The sequence below is a fragment of the Jatrophihabitans sp. genome (assembly GCF_036389215.1).
In the GTDB taxonomy this organism is placed as follows: Bacteria; Actinomycetota; Actinomycetes; order Mycobacteriales; family Jatrophihabitantaceae; genus Jatrophihabitans_A.
The window spans coordinates 23,013-38,930 of record NZ_DASVQG010000190.1 but is presented as its reverse complement, the minus strand read 5'-3'; the positions used below and the strand labels follow the sequence as shown (position 1 = coordinate 38,930).

Annotated in this window: 12 protein-coding genes; 7 read left to right on the top strand and 5 right to left on the bottom strand. The window is 66.3% G+C overall.

Features of this window, described 5'->3' with window-relative positions:
* Window positions 1-99: 99 nt before the first annotated feature.
* The gene (gene lanKC / locus VF542_RS10115) at window positions 100-2,673 is read left to right on the top strand and encodes a class III lanthionine synthetase LanKC (protein WP_408651580.1); all 2,574 of its coding nucleotides are present in this window, start codon (window positions 100-102) and stop codon (window positions 2,671-2,673) included.
* A 628-nt stretch (window positions 2,674-3,301) separates the two neighbouring features.
* Window positions 3,302-5,467 (top strand): glycoside hydrolase family 3 N-terminal domain-containing protein, encoded by a 2,166-nt coding sequence (locus VF542_RS10110; RefSeq protein ID WP_408651579.1) that lies wholly within the window; start codon window positions 3,302-3,304, stop codon window positions 5,465-5,467.
* Between the two features lie 599 nt (window positions 5,468-6,066).
* Here VF542_RS10110 and VF542_RS10105 read toward each other — a convergent pair.
* Window positions 6,067-6,585 carry a hypothetical protein gene (locus VF542_RS10105; RefSeq protein ID WP_408651578.1) on the bottom strand — a complete coding sequence of 173 codons (519 nt, stop codon included), beginning with the start codon at window positions 6,583-6,585 and terminating at the stop codon, window positions 6,067-6,069.
* 407 nt (window positions 6,586-6,992) lie between these two features.
* Between VF542_RS10105 and VF542_RS10100 the strand changes: the two genes are divergently transcribed.
* From VF542_RS10100 to VF542_RS10085, 4 genes are read left to right on the top strand one after another with little or no spacing between them, the layout of a single operon-like run.
* Entirely contained in the window at window positions 6,993-8,078 is a 1,086-nt protein-coding gene (locus VF542_RS10100) for a sigma-70 family RNA polymerase sigma factor (protein WP_408651577.1), read from the top strand.
* Window positions 8,071-8,967, top strand: a complete 897-nt coding sequence (locus VF542_RS10095; protein ID WP_408651576.1) for an STAS domain-containing protein — start codon at window positions 8,071-8,073, stop codon at window positions 8,965-8,967. The genes VF542_RS10100 and VF542_RS10095 overlap by 8 nt, the downstream gene beginning before the upstream one ends.
* Window positions 8,967-9,374: an STAS domain-containing protein gene (locus tag VF542_RS10090; protein WP_408651575.1), complete on the top strand. Its 408-nt coding sequence runs from the start codon at window positions 8,967-8,969 to the stop codon at window positions 9,372-9,374. The genes VF542_RS10095 and VF542_RS10090 overlap by 1 nt, the downstream gene beginning before the upstream one ends.
* A complete protein-coding gene (locus tag VF542_RS10085; protein WP_408651574.1) occupies window positions 9,365-9,676 on the top strand; it encodes a phosphatase RsbU N-terminal domain-containing protein in 312 nt (103 codons plus the stop codon). Before VF542_RS10090 ends, VF542_RS10085 begins: the two co-directional genes overlap by 10 nt.
* Window positions 9,677-9,780: 104 nt before the next feature.
* On the opposite strand, the gene VF542_RS10080 is transcribed toward VF542_RS10085, so the two are convergent.
* The 3 genes from VF542_RS10080 to VF542_RS10070 form a co-directional block, all read right to left on the bottom strand.
* On the bottom strand, window positions 9,781-12,057 hold the full coding sequence (locus VF542_RS10080; RefSeq protein WP_408651573.1) for an immune inhibitor A domain-containing protein: 2,277 nt from the start codon (window positions 12,055-12,057) through the stop codon (window positions 9,781-9,783).
* A gap of 420 nt (window positions 12,058-12,477) precedes the next feature.
* Window positions 12,478-12,987, bottom strand: coding sequence for a GNAT family N-acetyltransferase (locus tag VF542_RS10075; protein WP_408651572.1), 510 nt, complete (start codon window positions 12,985-12,987; stop codon window positions 12,478-12,480).
* A 12-nt stretch (window positions 12,988-12,999) separates the two neighbouring features.
* Complete coding sequence (locus tag VF542_RS10070) at window positions 13,000-14,256, bottom strand: MFS transporter (RefSeq protein ID WP_408651571.1); 1,257 nt, start codon at window positions 14,254-14,256, stop codon at window positions 13,000-13,002.
* 244 nt (window positions 14,257-14,500) lie between these two features.
* On the opposite strand from VF542_RS10070, the gene VF542_RS10065 reads away from it, so the two are divergent.
* Complete coding sequence (locus VF542_RS10065) at window positions 14,501-14,959, top strand: NUDIX domain-containing protein (protein WP_408651570.1); 459 nt, start codon at window positions 14,501-14,503, stop codon at window positions 14,957-14,959.
* 91 nt (window positions 14,960-15,050) lie between these two features.
* Here VF542_RS10065 and VF542_RS10060 read toward each other — a convergent pair whose 3' ends face one another.
* Window positions 15,051-15,893 carry a M55 family metallopeptidase gene (locus VF542_RS10060; RefSeq protein ID WP_408651569.1) on the bottom strand — a complete coding sequence of 281 codons (843 nt, stop codon included), beginning with the start codon at window positions 15,891-15,893 and terminating at the stop codon, window positions 15,051-15,053.
* Window positions 15,894-15,918: the final 25 nt, after the last annotated feature.

The following is a 15,918-nucleotide window of genomic DNA, read 5'->3' as shown; positions in this document are numbered from 1 at the left end:
CTCGCTGTGGTTGTGGTCGACGTGTCGATGTCAGGTGATGGTGGTGCTGGTCGCTCGGCTGCGCACGGTGTGCCTGTTTGGCGATAGGAGTGGCTTGGAATGGCTATGGACATGTCGTTCCTGGTCACCGATCAGGATTACTACGAACCCTGGGATACGGCCGATCCGGGTCAGCGTTTCCACGCGCGCCACATGCCGTCCAGTTGGCTGCGGCGTGATTCTGGACCATGGACTCATTGGGGGCCGGCCGGTCTTGTCTTACCCGATCAGGGATGGAAGGTGCACGTTTCCAGTTCGCTGGACAACGCACAGTCGGTGCTGGCGATTGTGGCCGCGGCCTGTACCGAGTTGGGTGTCCCGTTCAAGCACTTGGCTGGTCGTCGCATGTTCCTGCTGATGCACGACAAGCACGCGGTTCGGGTGCAGGCAGGCAAGTTCTGCACCCTGTATCCACCAACCCAACAGTGCGCCTCGCACATCCTGCGCCGGTTGGAGGGGGATCTGTCCGGAATCAGCGGGCCGTTCGTCCTCACTGATCGCCGGTTCGGAACGAGCGGGTGCGTGTCCTACCGCTATGGGGCATTCCGGAGCCGAACCCGGGTCGATGCGGAAGGCACCGAAGTGCACACCATGGTTGGACCGGATGGCCAGGAGATGGAAGATCAGCGTTCTCCGGAGTTCTTGATGCCGCCTGGGATGGTTGACCCGTTTCGTACGGAGGTTACGGGCGAATCGTCGGGGCCGGTGACGTTGCATGGCTACAGCTTCGAGTCGGTGATTCAGCACAGCAACGCCGGTGGCGCCTATCGATTTCGCTCCCAGCTGGATGAACAGGTGTTCATCAAGGAGGCCAGGGCACACAACGGCTACACCCCTGACGGCGCCGATGCAAAGGCTCGATTGAGCGCTGAGTACCTAGCTTTGCGAGCGATACACAGTCGTGAGCCGGGGTTGTGCCCGCGACCAGTGGAAATGTTCCATCAGTGGGAACACAGCTACCTCGTCATGGAAATGGTGCCCGGCGACTCGCTGTATCGATGGATGGTGTCCAACAGCTCGTTACTGGACACCGAGACTACCGATGTAGCGGTCGCTGAGTATTACCGCCGTGCCATGGCTTTGCTCGACCAACTGGACGCGCAGCTGCGCCGGCTGCACGAGCTCGGTTACGTCTTCGTCGACCTCAGCCCGAACAACGTACTCGTCGAGGGTGACCGAGCCAGGCTGATCGACTTCGAAGCGGTCCAACCCATGGATGATCTGCGCCGGCTCATGGGCACTCCCGGCTACCAGCATCCGGAGCCGAGATCGTTCGCGGCTTCTGATCCTCGAGAGCTCGACCGGTACGGTCTGGCTGCGCTGGCGCTGCTGATGTTGTTCCCCCTGCACGATGCGGCCGAACGAAATCCGGCAGTGCTCGACCACCTGCACGCCGACCTCAACGAACTCGCACCTGTTCCGCCGCGGCTCTGGCAGCGGGCGACGACGTACTACCCGCCAACCGAAGAATCCCTGCTCCCCACGCCGCAAGCCGTTCGAAACGACACCGTCGGCGCCTTGCGCTGGCTGGCTGACCGCACCGCCGACTGGTTGGAGGCGGTGGCGCAACCTCACCACCCCGCCCGGGTATACCCGACGAGCCCGTTGGGCCATAACACCAACACCCGCGCGGTGGCCGCGGGTACCGCAGGGGTGTTGTATGCACTGCACCGCGCCGGCCGTGGCTGCGATCCGGCTGTGCTCCGCAGGCTGCGGGACGAGTCCGTGGCCGCGATCGAGAGTACCGCTCCAGGCCTGCTCTTCGGCAGCGCGGGAGTGGCCTGCGTGCTGGCGGAACTGGGCGAGACAGATGCGGCTGAGACTTTGCTCGTCGCCGCCGCCGCGCATCCACTGAACAGCACGTCGGCCACGCTCGGTGGAGGCGCAGCCGGTACCGCGTTCGGCTTGCTGGCTCATCACCGTCGTACTGGTGAGCAACGTTGGCTGGAGTTGGCACAGCATCTGCTCGAACGCCTTCCGGACGGGGCCGCGCTCAATGCCCAGTTGAGCGTCACCAAACGATCCGGGCTGGTCGGCGGACGGACCGGAGTGGCGCTCGCGCTGCACGACCTGTACTGCCACACCGGTGATTCGCGCTTGTTCGACAGGGGGATGCACCTGCTGGCCGAGGAACTGGCCTATGCCGAGCCAGTGCCGGTGGATGGCCTCGGGTTCAGGGCTGCCACGAACGACCGGCGGGTGTATCCCTACCTGTTCGCGGGCAGCGCCGGATATGCCGCCGTGCTCTCCCGCTATCTCGCGCACCGTCCGGACGCGGAGTTCGGTGGAGACGCCGAATTCACCCCGGCAGATGCATTGGCACGCTGCCTGCGTGCCTGCTCGGTGCGCTTCGCGGCCCTTCCGGGACTGTTCTCGGGTCTAGCAGGTCTCGCCGTGTCGTTGGCAGGAGTTGGCCGGCGGCTGGACAGGCCCGAACTGGTCAACGCGGCGCTACTGAGCGCCCGCGGGCTGTTCCGGTACGCAATCCCACGGAAGGAGGGAGTGGGCTGGCTGGGTGAGCCAGGGCAGCGGCTCTCTGCCGACCTGTGGTCAGGCTCGGCCGGGGTTCTGATCGCCCTGCGCCAGCTGACGGACCCCGAACCGAGCCCCTCGACGCCGTCACCATGCATCTGACCGTGCCGAGGGATTTTGTCACGCCATAGTGGAGGAAAGGAGGGATCAGCATGGAGGAAGTCCTGCGTTTGCAGAAGGAAGAGGCTGAGTTCGACCCGTTTGCCTGCGGCATACGTACCGGCAGTAGCAGTGGCAGCATCTGTCAGTAGTGCACATGCCTGCCGGGTTCGGACCGCCGGACCCGGCAGGTGCTCCTGACGCCCAGCAGCGGCAGCCAGCCGCCAATCGAGGCAGCGGGACACCAGCGAACTTCGACAGCTGTGGTCGGCAGCATCTTTGCTGCAATTACCGGTCCGGCCCCTTCTGCTTTGACCGCGCTCTCACCCTCGCGTTCTTATGGTGAATTAGCGGATACAGCCAGGTTTCCGCTTTGTGTCGCGGTACTTCGGCTTCGGCGGGCGCGCCGTGTGGCACGCCATCCGTTCCGGAGGTCCCTGTGTTCCATCCATCCCATCCACCTCGGCGTGCCCGTCCGGCAACGGGCACACTGTCTGCCGTTGCGGCTCTCGCCCTCTGCGCAAGCCTGCTGTCGGCCACCGCGTCCGCCTCGCCCGCAGGCGCTTCTGCCATCACGGTCGGCGCGGACGCCGTCGTCACCGTTGGCCAGGGCACCACAGCCACCGTCAGCGTGGAACTGGCGGGCACCGGCGCCCTCAGCAAGCCGGTCGAGGTACGGTGGCGCACCCGTCAGGGCAGCGCTGTCGCCGGTCGCGACTTCCGCGCCGGCTCCGGCACTGTCGTCTTTCCGGCCGGCAGCCGGGCGGGAGCCAGCCGTACGGTAAGGATCAACACCCTGCGCGTGAAGGGCGCCGCAACCGCCAAGACGCTGGCCGTCGAACTCTCGCCCCAGGGAGCGGCACTGTCCGGTGCGCGACCCACAGTAGTCATCAACGCCCACGGCCTGCCGTACCAGAACCGGCGCCTTTCGGTTTCCGCTCGGGTACGCGACCTCTTGTCCCGGATGACCTTGACCGAGAAGGTCGGCCAGATGACCCAGGCCGAGCGGGGTGCTATCGATACCGACCGTCCGCTGATCAGGACCTGGCACCTGGGCTCGCTGCTGTCCGGCGGCGGTTCCACCCCGCCGTCGAACGATCCGCAGTCCTGGGCCGACATGGTCGATGCCTACCAGTCCTACGCGCTGGCGACCCGGCTGCAGATTCCCCTTATCTACGGCATCGATTCCGTACACGGGCATGGCAACCTCAAGGGCGCGACGCTGATCCCGCACAACGTCGGGCTGGGCGCCACCCGTGACCCGCGGCTGGTCAGGCGGGCTGAGCAGATGGTGGCCACCGAGACCCGGGCGACCGGCATTCCGTGGGCCTTCGCACCCTGCGTGTGCGTGGCGCGCGATGACCGGTGGGGGCGCACGTACGAGTCCTTCGGCGAGGACCCGGCGCTGGTGATCAAGATGGAGACGTCGATCGACGGTCTGCAGGGCACCAGGGCGAGGGACCTCGCCAGCAGCAGGCACGTACTGGCCTCGGCCAAGCATTTCGCCGGTGACGGCGACACCACCTACGGCAGCGGACGGAACTCCGCCGGCGCGAGCAGCAGCGACTATCCCATCGATCAGGGAATCACCCAGCGGAGCCGGGCACAGTTCGCCAGTATCGACCTGGCGCCGTATGTGCCGGCGGTGCGCGAGCATCACGTCGGCTCGATCATGCCGTCGTACTCCAGCGTGGACTACTCCGACGACGGGCTCGGCAATCCGGTGAAGATGCACGCCAACCGCGAGCTGATCCAGAGCTGGCTGAAGGACAAGGTCGGCTTCGACGGCTTCATCATCAGCGACTACAACGGCATTCACCAGATCCCGCCGACCGGCACCGATTCGCCGACGCCCTACCAGGTGCGCACGTCGGTCAACGCCGGCATCGACATGGCGATGGAGCCGTTCGACTACCAGAAGTTCGAAACCCGTTTGCTCACCGAGGTGAAGGCCGGCAACGTCACCAGGGCCCGTATCAATGATGCCGTGTCCCGGATCCTCACCAAGAAGTTCCAGCTCGGCCTGTTCGAGCACCCGTACGCAGATCGCAGCCACCTCGACGAGATCGGAAGCGCGGCGCACCGCGGCATCGCCCGGCAGGCTGCTGCCGAGTCCCAGGTGCTGTTGAAGAACGCCGGCGGCGTGCTGCCGCTGCGGCGCAACGCGCGGGTCTACGTCGCGGGACGCAACGCCGACAACCTGGGTAACCAGGCCGGTGGCTGGACGATCACATGGCAGGGCCAGTCCGGCACCTTCACCGAGGGCACCACCATCCTGCAGGGCATGCGCCAGGTCGCTCCGAGCGCACGGATCACCTACAGCCAGGACGCGTCGGCGCCGATGACCTCCTACGACGTCGGAGTTGTCGTCGTCGGCGAAACGCCTTACTCCGAAGGCTTCGGCGACGTCGGCGGCCCGCAATGGGCGTATGACCCGTCGGACAACAACGTTCCCCGGGAGCCCAAGACCATGGAGCTGAAGGCTCAGGACAAGGCGGCCATCGACAAGGTCTGCACGGCGCTGCCCAAGTGCGTGGTGCTCGTCGTGTCCGGGCGCCCGCAGATCCTCACCGACCAGCTCCGCAAGATCGATGGCCTGGTCGCCTCATGGTTGCCGGGCACCGAGGGTGAAAGGTGTGGCCGACGTGCTCTTCGGAAACCGCGGGTTCACCGGGCAGCTGTCGCTGTCCTGGCCACGCACAGCCGACCAGGAGCCGATCAATGTCGGGGACGCGTCCTACCGCCCGCTGTTCCCCTTCGGCTGGGGCCTGAGCACGAAGGCTCGGGATCGCCATGACGGTGACCGGAACGCCCATCCGTTCAGGGCAGACCTGCGGCGGGGCAAGCTGATCGCCTCCGGTCACGTCAAGGCAAGTGGCCTCGATCGCCAGTTGGTCAACCGGTTGCGGCTTGCGGTCCAGCGACACACGTTGAACCCGAATACCGGCGTGCCTGCCCGGCCGGCTGACCGGATCGCACGGGCCGACGTGGCAACCCTGCGGGGCGATTACCGCACCGCGATCTCGCTGTTGATCCAGGCCCTCGGCTAGCACGGGTACCGACGGACGGGCCCGCCTCCGGATCGGGCGGCCCTGTCCGCTGTGTGGAACCTGTCCGGTGGCAGGCGCGGTGTGAGCTGGTATCTCCTCCCAGGCCAGCGAATACGGTTCCGAGCAGGCGGGTCTTGTTCGAGCAGCCAAGGCCCGGACGAATGCCAGGTGGTGCCACGACATCGGCTTCTCCACACCTTTCACCCTTTCAGCATCTGGCGCTGCGCGCTGCGCAGCTGCTGGCACGCCGGGGCCGATTGTTGTTCTGAGTAGGGCGACGGCGGGGGAGGGTCGCCTCCATCCCCCGCCGCCACGAATCATTCCTTGCCACTGCGGTATAAGCTCCCTAGCCCAGGATTCCCAGGATCCGGTTCAGCAGCATGGCGATCTGGCTGACTAGCGCGCTCAGCCCGGTGTTCCCGTCGAGCAGACCTGCAATCGCGCACAGCAGGTTGCCCAGCAGGTTGCCCGGTCCTGACTGCGCCGTGATGTCGAGCACGACCCGGTCCAGGTGAACCTGTAAGCCCAGCAGGTTCAGGTCCAGCGGGCCGAGGGTGAGGTGCAGGATCTGACACGATCCGGAACTGCTCGCCAGGTCGACGGGCAGCGTGATCGTCTGTGTTCCGGATGCCAGGACGGCCCCCGCGGCATCGGTCACAGTGCCGGTGAACGTGCCGGTAGCCAGCAGCTGAGTACCCGAGGCGGTGAACTTGTTCACATCGAAGACGCCCGTGACCGCTCCGGTGCCGTCCGCGAGGGTGCCCGTGACGCTGACCGTCGACGGATGGGCGGGTCGAGGCGCGGCCACAGCGATGACGGCAGTGCCGACGAATAGGGTGAACGCCGCTGCAATCGCGACGAGCACGAACCAAACCTTGTGCAGGGAACCACCATGCTTCGGTTCACTTGCCGGGTCATAGAACATCGAACCACCTCTTTCGGCTTCCATGTCAATGCCAGGCGACCTGGCTCACCCGGTCCCCTGCTGGCATCTAGCACTATGAAGAGCGGCCCGAAGCCCTCGCATCACGTGGGCCGGATCGCCCATACACCAACCGGCCGTCACGGTATAGCTGGGCGGTGGGTAGGTGTGGCTCCGTCGCGGCAGCTGTTCCGCGGCCCGGTCTCGCGTAATGCCGGCCGTGCCGGGGCGTCCACGGCGGCAGCGGGTTCCGGCGGCCCGTGGCGTGGCGGGATTTCTGGCCTGGTACGTCGCGGTAGAGGCTCCGATTGCCAGGCCGCTGGTCGCCCTTGCGGGGGTAGGGTCGCAATATGGGCGTCGCCATCCCGCCGGACCCTGGCGCTGGGGATAGCGGGATTGACATCCCGGAACTCATGTCGCTGGTGCGGCGTGTGGTGATGCCCCGGGTCCCGGATCCAGCCACGGCCGACGACCTGGTGCAGGAGACGTTGGCACGGGTGCTCGGGGCTGGAGATCGAGTCACGCAAGGCATGCACGGGCCTTACGCCATCGTCACCGCCCGCAACCTTGTTGCGACCTTCTACAAACAGCAGGAGCGGCAGCGCCGTAATCAGCATCGACTTGCGGAAATACCGCCGGGTGAGCAGGTCGATCAACAGTTGCTGGAGGGCGAGCAACGGGAGGCGATGGTGACGGCGCTTGGCCAGCTGTCCGAACGAGACCGGCAGGCCCTCGTCGCCCATGAGGTCAATGGCCAGGACACGGGCACGCTCGGATCCCAGCTCGGTATGACGGCCGGTGCTGTCGCCGCCCAGCTGCACCGGGCCCGTGCTCGGTTGCGGGTTGAGTATCTGCTCGCTTCGGAGAAGGTCGAGCCGCCGACCGACCGTTGCCGACAGGTCCTCCTCTCGCTCTCGGCCCGAGACCGCCGTCGGCAACGTGAACTGGACGCTGCCCGCCATCTACTTGAGTGCGACATGTGCTCGAAGATCAGCCAGCCCCTGTTCGAGAGAACGGCCGACGTCTCAAGGAAGGATGTCATCGCAATTCGCAGGGACGCCGACATCGTGACGGCGCGTCAGGCGGTACGAGAAATCGCTTCCAGTGTCGGGTTCTCGCGGACGGACTCGACCATCATCGCGACGGCGGTTTCCGAGATCACCCGTAATATCGTGCGTTTCGCTGAAAAGGGCGAACTCAGCATTGAAGTGATCGAGGACGGACGGTACGGCCTACTGATAACCGCTCGGGATACCGGCCCGGGCATCCGCGATGTCCACCAGGCCATGGTTGACGGGTACAGCACCTACAGCGGGTTAGGGCTCGGCCTGCCCGGTGCGCGCCGGCTGATGGATGAGTTCGAGATCGTGTCAGAAATGGGCCGAGGAACGACGGTGACCATGACCAAGTGGCAGAAGGGAATGCCAGATGAGTAAGGACGAGCAAGTCGTCGAGCAAGCCGTGTCAGACTTCCCGGCCCTGGATCCTCAAGAGCTGTTGCCGCAGCTGGTGGCACACCTGCGCGACAACCGCACCAGGCTTCGACAGGAGTGGGCCACCCGCATCCAGGAAGCACACCTGTTGCAGGCCATGACGCCCCAGGAGGTCGCCGCGGAGACCACCTCGGTATACGACAACTACGTCGAGGTACTCGAAACCGGAAGCGTCGAAGCGCTCCAGCACTACGCCCGCGACCTGTCCGAGCGCATCATTCCCCGTGGGGTCGAGACTCATGAGGTGGTGGGCATCGTGCTGCTGCTCCGCGACGTTCTGGCGAGATCACTCTTCGGCAAGTACCAGCAGGACTTCTCCATGCTCAACAGGGTTCTGGACGCTTACGAGCCCGCCGCGAACCGGATAGCCAATACCGTTGCGGTGAGCTTCGTAGACGAGCGAGAACGGGTGATCCGTCAGCAGCAGGACGCCATTCGAGAGCTCTCCACGCCCGTTCTCCCGGTTCGGGAACGACTTCTGATCCTTCCGATCATCGGAGTTCTGGACACTGAACGCGCTCGTCAGCTCACCGAGCAACTTCTCGCCGGCATTCGCAGGCATCGGGCAAAGGTGGTCGTCATCGACATCACCGGCGCCCCCACCGTGGATGAGGCTGTGGCCAACCATCTCGTTCGTACTGTCGACGCCTCGCGTCTGATGGGCGCAAGCGTCATCATCACAGGGCTGTCGCCGGGTATCGCTCAGACCCTGGTGACGATTGGAGTTGACCTCAGCAAGATGAACACGATCGGGGATCTGCAGGGCGGCCTCGAAGAAGCCGAGCGGCTCTTGGGTTACGCCGTCAGTCGCCAGGACGGTTTCGCGGGATAATGGATCCTGGCCCAGCACTCGTCTCAATATTGCGGCAGGGCTCTACCCTGATCGCGTCGATCCATACTGCCCTCGATGACAGTCAGTTGACCCGCTTCCAGCAAGATCTGATCGAACAGATCGGTATGCGGCGGTCGCGAGGCGTGATCATCGATGTCGCCGCGCTCGATGTGCTGGACTCATTCGGACTACGCACCCTGAGAGACATAGCGGAGATGGCTCGCCTTCGCGGAGCCACTACCGTGATCGTAGGAATCCAACCGGACGTGGCTCTTGCCATGGTGGAACTGGGACTCGGCACCGGAGCGGTGCGGACCGCCTTGGACCTCGAGGAGGGCTTGGCTTACCTGGACCTCGTGACAGGCGCTACCAAGCACCCGGACCACAGTGTGTCGCCATGGCCGTGACCCAGGAGTTGCAACGTAACTACCGGGTTGCGTTCCTGCGTTATCTTCCGCGACGCGAAGAGGCTCCGCTTCGAGCGGCCTACGAGATCGGGCGCTTGGCGGTCATCCAGGGAATCACGATCTTGGACCTGGCCGAGCTGCACCACAAGGTATTTCTGGAAGTGATACAGAGCACGCCTGAAGCCGAGCTGGCCGGGGTCACCACCGGCGCCTCAGAGTTCTTCCTGGAGGTGCTCGCCACCTACGACATGACCCATCGGTCGTTGCTCGACCAGCAGCGACCTCCCACCACTGGACGCTAAGACGCATATGTGGGTCAGATCAGGTCGGCATCTTCCCTGCGGTCGAGCGGAAACAGACTGGCCCGCCCCGAGATACGGGGCGGGCCAGCTCGCTGTTGGAACTGTCAGGCGACCGGGTTGTTCACCGTCACGGTGAGCGCTCCGTTGGTCACCTGGCTCGTCACGGTCATCGTGACGCCATGCCCGGCAACGTAGGCCGAGGACAGCGGGTTCGCCGACGAGAAGTACCTGTCGGTGACCGAGTCGGTGAACGTCGGGATACCGGCGCTGGACGGCGCCGAGGCCGTCAACGTCTGCACCGTGGCGTTCTTGCCGCTGCCCACCTGGACCTCCTTGTGCAGGGCGACCGCGTCGGTTGCCTGCAGGCCGAAGGTGGCGTCGAACGGTTGCCGCCGGTTGCCCGGCTTGCTGCCGTCGGAGTACGTGAACGGCGCGGGCCGCGCGTCGACCGGCAGGGTAAGCCCGTGACCCTGGTGGTCAATCGTGTTGTTGTCGGTGTACGTCTCGTCCACGGCCCACACCAGCATGCCGTCCTGGTACGGGAACCGCTCCACCCAGTTCGGCGCGGTGATGCCCTTGCTGAACTGGTACGGGCCGGTCTGCAGCGTCGCGTCGTAGCCGGTGTACGTCCGGTTCTCGGCGAGGTAGTACCGGTCCCCGACCGTCGACTCGGTGCCGGTGCTGCGCTTGAACCCGCCTACCGCGGTCCAGCCGTTGTCACCGGACTCCACGTTGTCGGCCAGCAGCGTGGTGCCGCCGGACTTCACCGTGATGTCGTCGAGGAACGCGTTGGCCAGGTGCACGCCACTGTCGCTCTGGAAGCGGTAGCGGAACAGTGTCTGCTGACCGCCCGGAACGGAGTACTTCACGGTGCCCCAGCGGCCGTTGGACGAGCCGGTCAGCGCAGTGCCGACCTCGGTCCAGGTGGAGCCGCCGTTCGTGGAGTACTCGCCGTGCAGGTAGTCGAAGCCGTCCTCGATGTCGTACCACGCACTCGCCTGGACGGTTGCGCTGCGCACACCGGTCAGGTTGAGGCTGCGGGTCAGCGTCGTGTTGAGGTCGTCGGCGCTGGAGGTCCACCATGCGTAGCTGCCCGAGTTCGGCGTGGTGTAGCTGTGCTGGATGGCCTGGTCGGGCACGTCCACGACCAGCCCTTGGGCCTGTCCGGAGACCTGCTGCGACGCGGGGCTCAGCGTGTAGCTGCCGCCCGCTCCCGGGGACACCACCGAGTAGGACAGCCAGCCCAACTGCAGCTTCTCCCACGGGCCCATGTGGTCGGGCGTGGTGCCGATGTCCACCGTGCCGTGGTTGAGCCAGGACCCGGCGGACATGATGGTCCAGAAACCGGTGCCGTTGTCGCCGCCGTTGGTGTCGTAGAGGTCCGGCAGGCCGAGGTCGTGGCCGAACTCGTGCGAGAACACGCCGAGTCCGCCGTTCTCCGCCTCGACGGTGTAGTCACCGATCCAGTAGCCGGTGTTGCCGATCTGCGAGCCGCCGAAGAGCACCGGCGTGCCGCCGATCGAGGGACCGGTCAGGCCGTAGTCGGTCTGGTTGACGTACCAGCGGTGCGACCAGATCGCGTCCGCGCCGCCGTTGCCGTCCTCGCCCTCACCGGCGTGCACCGCCTGGAAGTGGTCGAGGTAGCCGTCCGGCTCGTCGAAGTTGCCGTCGTGGTCGTAGTCGTAGCGGTCCCAGACGTCGAAGGACGCCAGCTGCGCCTTGATGTCGGCATCCGAGCGGCCGGCGGCGACCTGCGCCGCGTACCACGCGTTGCCCGAGTCCTGGATGAACTGCCAGGCGCCGCCGTTGTTCTCGACGGTGTTGTCACCGTAGGTGGAGGCGTTGTTCGCGACCCGCACCCAGTTGCTGACGTCGCCGTCGACCGTGTAGTGACCCGAGGACTGCGCCGTGTAGAAGTTCTTGAACGACTCGCCGGAGCCGAACAGCAGGTTGAGGTAGTACGCGCGGTTGAAGTCGCTCGTCCACGCCGTGCTGTTGTCGAGGCTGCGGTTCGGTTGCGCGATCTGGTTGTGCAGCGGGCCGGGCGTGGTGCCGAGCTTGCCACTGCCCGCGGTGCCGAACTCGGAGAGGATGGTGAAGACGCGGCCGGTGCCGGCCACCGCCGCCTGGTAGTACTTGTCGTCGGCCAGCTTGACGACGCCGTCCTTGTTCGGCGATGCCTTGCCGGAGAGGATGAGCTTCTGCGCCGCCTTGCGGCGGGCGTCCTGACGAGCGGTCAGGGGGCCCGGGTGATTGTCCGAGCGGTTCGCCGCCGCAGGCGAGTCTTGTGGAGCCGTAGCCGCGGCTGCTGAAGGGATGACCGCCACGCTGGTGAGCATGGTGGCCACGGCGCCTAGGACGCCGTAAGTAAGTCGATGCACGAGGCCTTTCCTCCTGCTGTGTGAGTTGGGTGAGAATTGAACTGTAACCGGCGCAGTGGCAGAAGTCATCGGTGCGGCCGAATCCACGCGGCCAGCAGCCCCATAACCGGGCAACTCGGGCCGGCCGGCGTGCGGACGAACCCGGCGTTCGTGCTGAGCACCGCGCTGGTGACCGCGACCGATCTGGCGGTGCCGCTGCTGGAGTGGAACCTCGACCTGGAACTCGAGAGCGGGACCTGAGGCTCCGGCTGCAGGATGCGTTCGGAGCGCGTGTCGCTCTCCCTCGCCTCCAGCCTGAGCGGAGCGCAGCCGCGCCCGCTGCTCACCCTCGCTCGGCTCCTCGTGCCGGTCCAGCCCTGACCGCCCACCGGGCAGGGCAGCTGGGTAGCTACTCGGTGGCCACGGGAGGTGGCCATCGGCTCAGCTACCGAGGGCCCCAGCAGTTGCCTTCAGCAGCATGGTGTCGGAGTTCCCGTTGCGGCTGTGGCGTAGGAAGCCGGCTCTCTCGTACAGGATGCGGGCTGGGTTGCCGTCCTCGACGCTCAAGCTGAGCGCGTCGTGGCCCCGGCCCCGGGCCTCGCGAATGAGCGCAGCGAGCAAGCGGGTACCCACGCCCTGGCCTCGGAAGGCGGTCACGACCGCCATGCTGATCTCGGGTATGTCCTTGGCGACAAAGCCATAACCGGGATCGTCGATGTCAAAGCTTCGGGCCCACGCCGCTCCCATCGGCTCGCCGGCATCGTTCAAGGCGACGACTCCGAAGTCAAATGGTCGCCCCCAGCCACTGATGTAGTGAGCAAGTGCGGGGTCAGCCTCGACCTCGGCCGGCGTAAGCAGTAGCTGACCGTTCCAGTTGGCAGCCTCGACGAGCATGGCGAGCAGGAACGGGCGGTCACCGGGATCGGCTGACCGGATGCGGGTCCCGGTCATGGCTCAGGCATCTCAGCTAGGGCGTCGGGTGCGGCGCAGCAGTGGGATGAGCAGGCCCAGCGCGCACAGCTGTACAGCGCCGATGAAGAGAACGGCCACGTGTGCGCCGTGTTCGTAGAGCAGGCCGATGAGTGCCGCGCCGGCGAGCCAGGCCAGGCCGTAGATGGCGGTGAAGGTGCCGTATCCGCCGCCCCGGCGGTGGGGTGGGACCAAGTCGGCGACGGCGGCGCGCATGGTGGAGTCGTGGATGCCCATGCCGGCACCCCACACGAGGGCACCTGCGATCAGCAAACCCGTGGTCGTGGAGAAGGACAGCAGCGGAACGGCGGCCGCGAGCGGCGGGAGCGCGAGGAGCCCTCGTAGCCCGACCCGGTCATAGATGCGGCCGAAGCCGACAGCGGCTGCTGACGCCGCGGCCATGGCAAGGGCGTAGAGAACGGGGACCAGGGATGCTGAGATCAGATGCCGCGAGGTGAGGTGGTAGGCGAGCACGGCCCAGGTTGAGAAGCCGAGCATCGTGGTCGCGGAGAACGCGGCGTAGAGCCAGAAGGCCGCTGGGAGGCGGGCGTCGAGGCGGAGCTTCTTCTTTTCCGATACTTGGGCAGCCGGTTCCCACGCGGTCGGGTCGGGTGCGGCTCGGCGCAGCCGGGCGAGGGCGAGTAGTGCGAGCGCGCCGGGTATGGCCAGTAGCACGAACGCGAGGCGGTAGTGGCCGCCAAGGGCGAGAGTGACTGCGATGACCAGCGGTCCGGCCATAGCGCCGAATTTGTCGAGTGCTTCGTGTAGGCCGAAGGCGTAGCCGCGGCCCATCTCGGCGGAGGCGTGGGCAAGCATGGAGTCCCGTGCCGGAGTGCGGACCGCTTTGCCGACCCGCTCGCCGTTGTACAGCAGCCCGGCGGCGGGAAGGCTGCCGGAGACGGCGAGCAACGGCACGCAGACGGCGGTGAGGGCGTAGCCGAGCATCGTCTGGGGCCACGGCCGCCCGAGCCGGTCAGCCAGCTTGCCGGTGACCAGGCGCAGGACCAGCGCGGCAGCTTCGCCCGCGCCGGTGATCACGCCGACGACAGCGGCGGACGCGCCGAGGGTGCCGAGGTAGGGGCCGATGATCGAGCGGGCACCCTCGTACACCATGTCTGCCAACGCCGAGACGATGCCGAATCCGACGATGAAGCGGATCGGGCTGATGCGGTTCGCAGCCTCGACGCCGGCGGCAGCCGCTACCGGTACGGCTGGGCCTGCCTTGCTGGTGCTGTCCTGCTCGGTTCCCACCTGCCGCCACCCGTCACCGTCTCGCCGTCGGCGATCACCACCCGCACAGCGTCACACCGCTGCTCAGCCACAGACAAGTTTCCCTCATGAATCGAGCGTTCCCGATCAACGAACCCAGCCGTGACCCATCAGCCGAACGCTGCCACCACTCCACCGAACGCCGAGTGGGAGATCATGTCCTGGTGGGACACGGCGGACTCCGTCACGGAGCGTCCTCAACGACTTCCTGGGGTGAAAGGACGTCATGCGCGATCGGTACCGGGTGGCGGTCTACGTCTTCGACGGCCAGCCAGCGACAGCGGCGAGAGTGCTGTGTTTGGATCACGCCGACTTCCCTGAGGCTGGAACCCAGATCCCGGCCGGGGGCGTAGACCGGTTCGAGACGCTGGAAGCCGCTGCTGCCAGGGAGGTTCTGGAAGAGACCGGCATCCGGATCACACCCGCCAGGGCGCTGGGCGTTCAGGTGATCGAGGACCAGGCCAGCCAAGTCCGGAAGGTGACCGTCTTCCTTGCTGCCCGCGCACTGCAGGTTCCTGCCGAGCGCTGGCGCCACACCGTTCCGCCACAGGAAGGCCAGGACGCGGGCATGGTCTTCGAGTGCTTCTTCCTCGACCTGCACCAGGCAACGGCTGCGCTGCAGATCGATCGACAGGCCGAATTCCTGCCGCTGGTCCCCAGCGACTGGCACGCCCCGGCGTCCTGACGCCCGGGCAACTGCCCTGGTGCGTCCGAGCCGAACAGGGCACCGAACGTCGAGGGGCTGATCGGCGCGCGGACGATCCGCCGCACACGGGCTACTCGGCGATGCCGCGGGTGAGCAGAACAAGAGTGACGAAGGTGCGGTAGAGCCGGATCGGGTCGTCGTCCACGAGCTGTATGACGGTCGGGTCGTTCGCGTCCGGCTCGACGCGTTCGAGCCAGGTGGCCATCTCGGCCAGGTCCGGGTTGCGGAGCCGGACCGTGAGTGTGGCTGGCAGTTCGATACGGGCAGTCGGCTTCGTGCCGGAGTCGCGTAGCGCCTCGACCGCTTCTCGCGCGGTCTGGGCGATCAGTCGGGTGGCCCGCGCCGGGTGCAGGCTCTCGGCGGCGAAGCGGGAAACCGAGTGCTTCACCACGGCCGCGTGGGCCTGGGGCCAGTAGGGGCGCAGCTCCGACGCCGTGGTCTGGTCGCCTGTCACCAGCACCACCGGTACTCCATGACCGAGTGCCACCAACGAGTTGATGCCGGACTCGCCGGCAAGCGTGCCGTTCAGTCTGACCTCCGCGATCGCCGCCGGGTTGTAGGTGTGCGAAAGGGTTGCCGGCCCGGCCGAGGCGGAGCCGTGGTAGGAGACGAAGAAGATCGCGTCGAAGGACTCGTCGAGGCCCTGCATCATGTACAGCGGCTTGTGCCGGCCGGACAGATATGCGGCTTCCCCGTTCAGCCGCTCGGGGCGCAGGTTCGCCATCTGCCCGTGCGAGTCGTTGACGAGGAACTCGTGCGGTCCGCCGGCCTGGTTCGCCCCGTCGATCACCGCGTTCACCTCATCCTGCAGCAAGCCACGGTAGTGCTCGTAATCCTGCTGACCCGGGCGGCACTGCTCCCAGGCCACCACCCCGGCCGTGCCCTCCATGTCCGAGGAGATGAAGATCTTCACCGGCGTTCCCTTCTCGGTACGGATA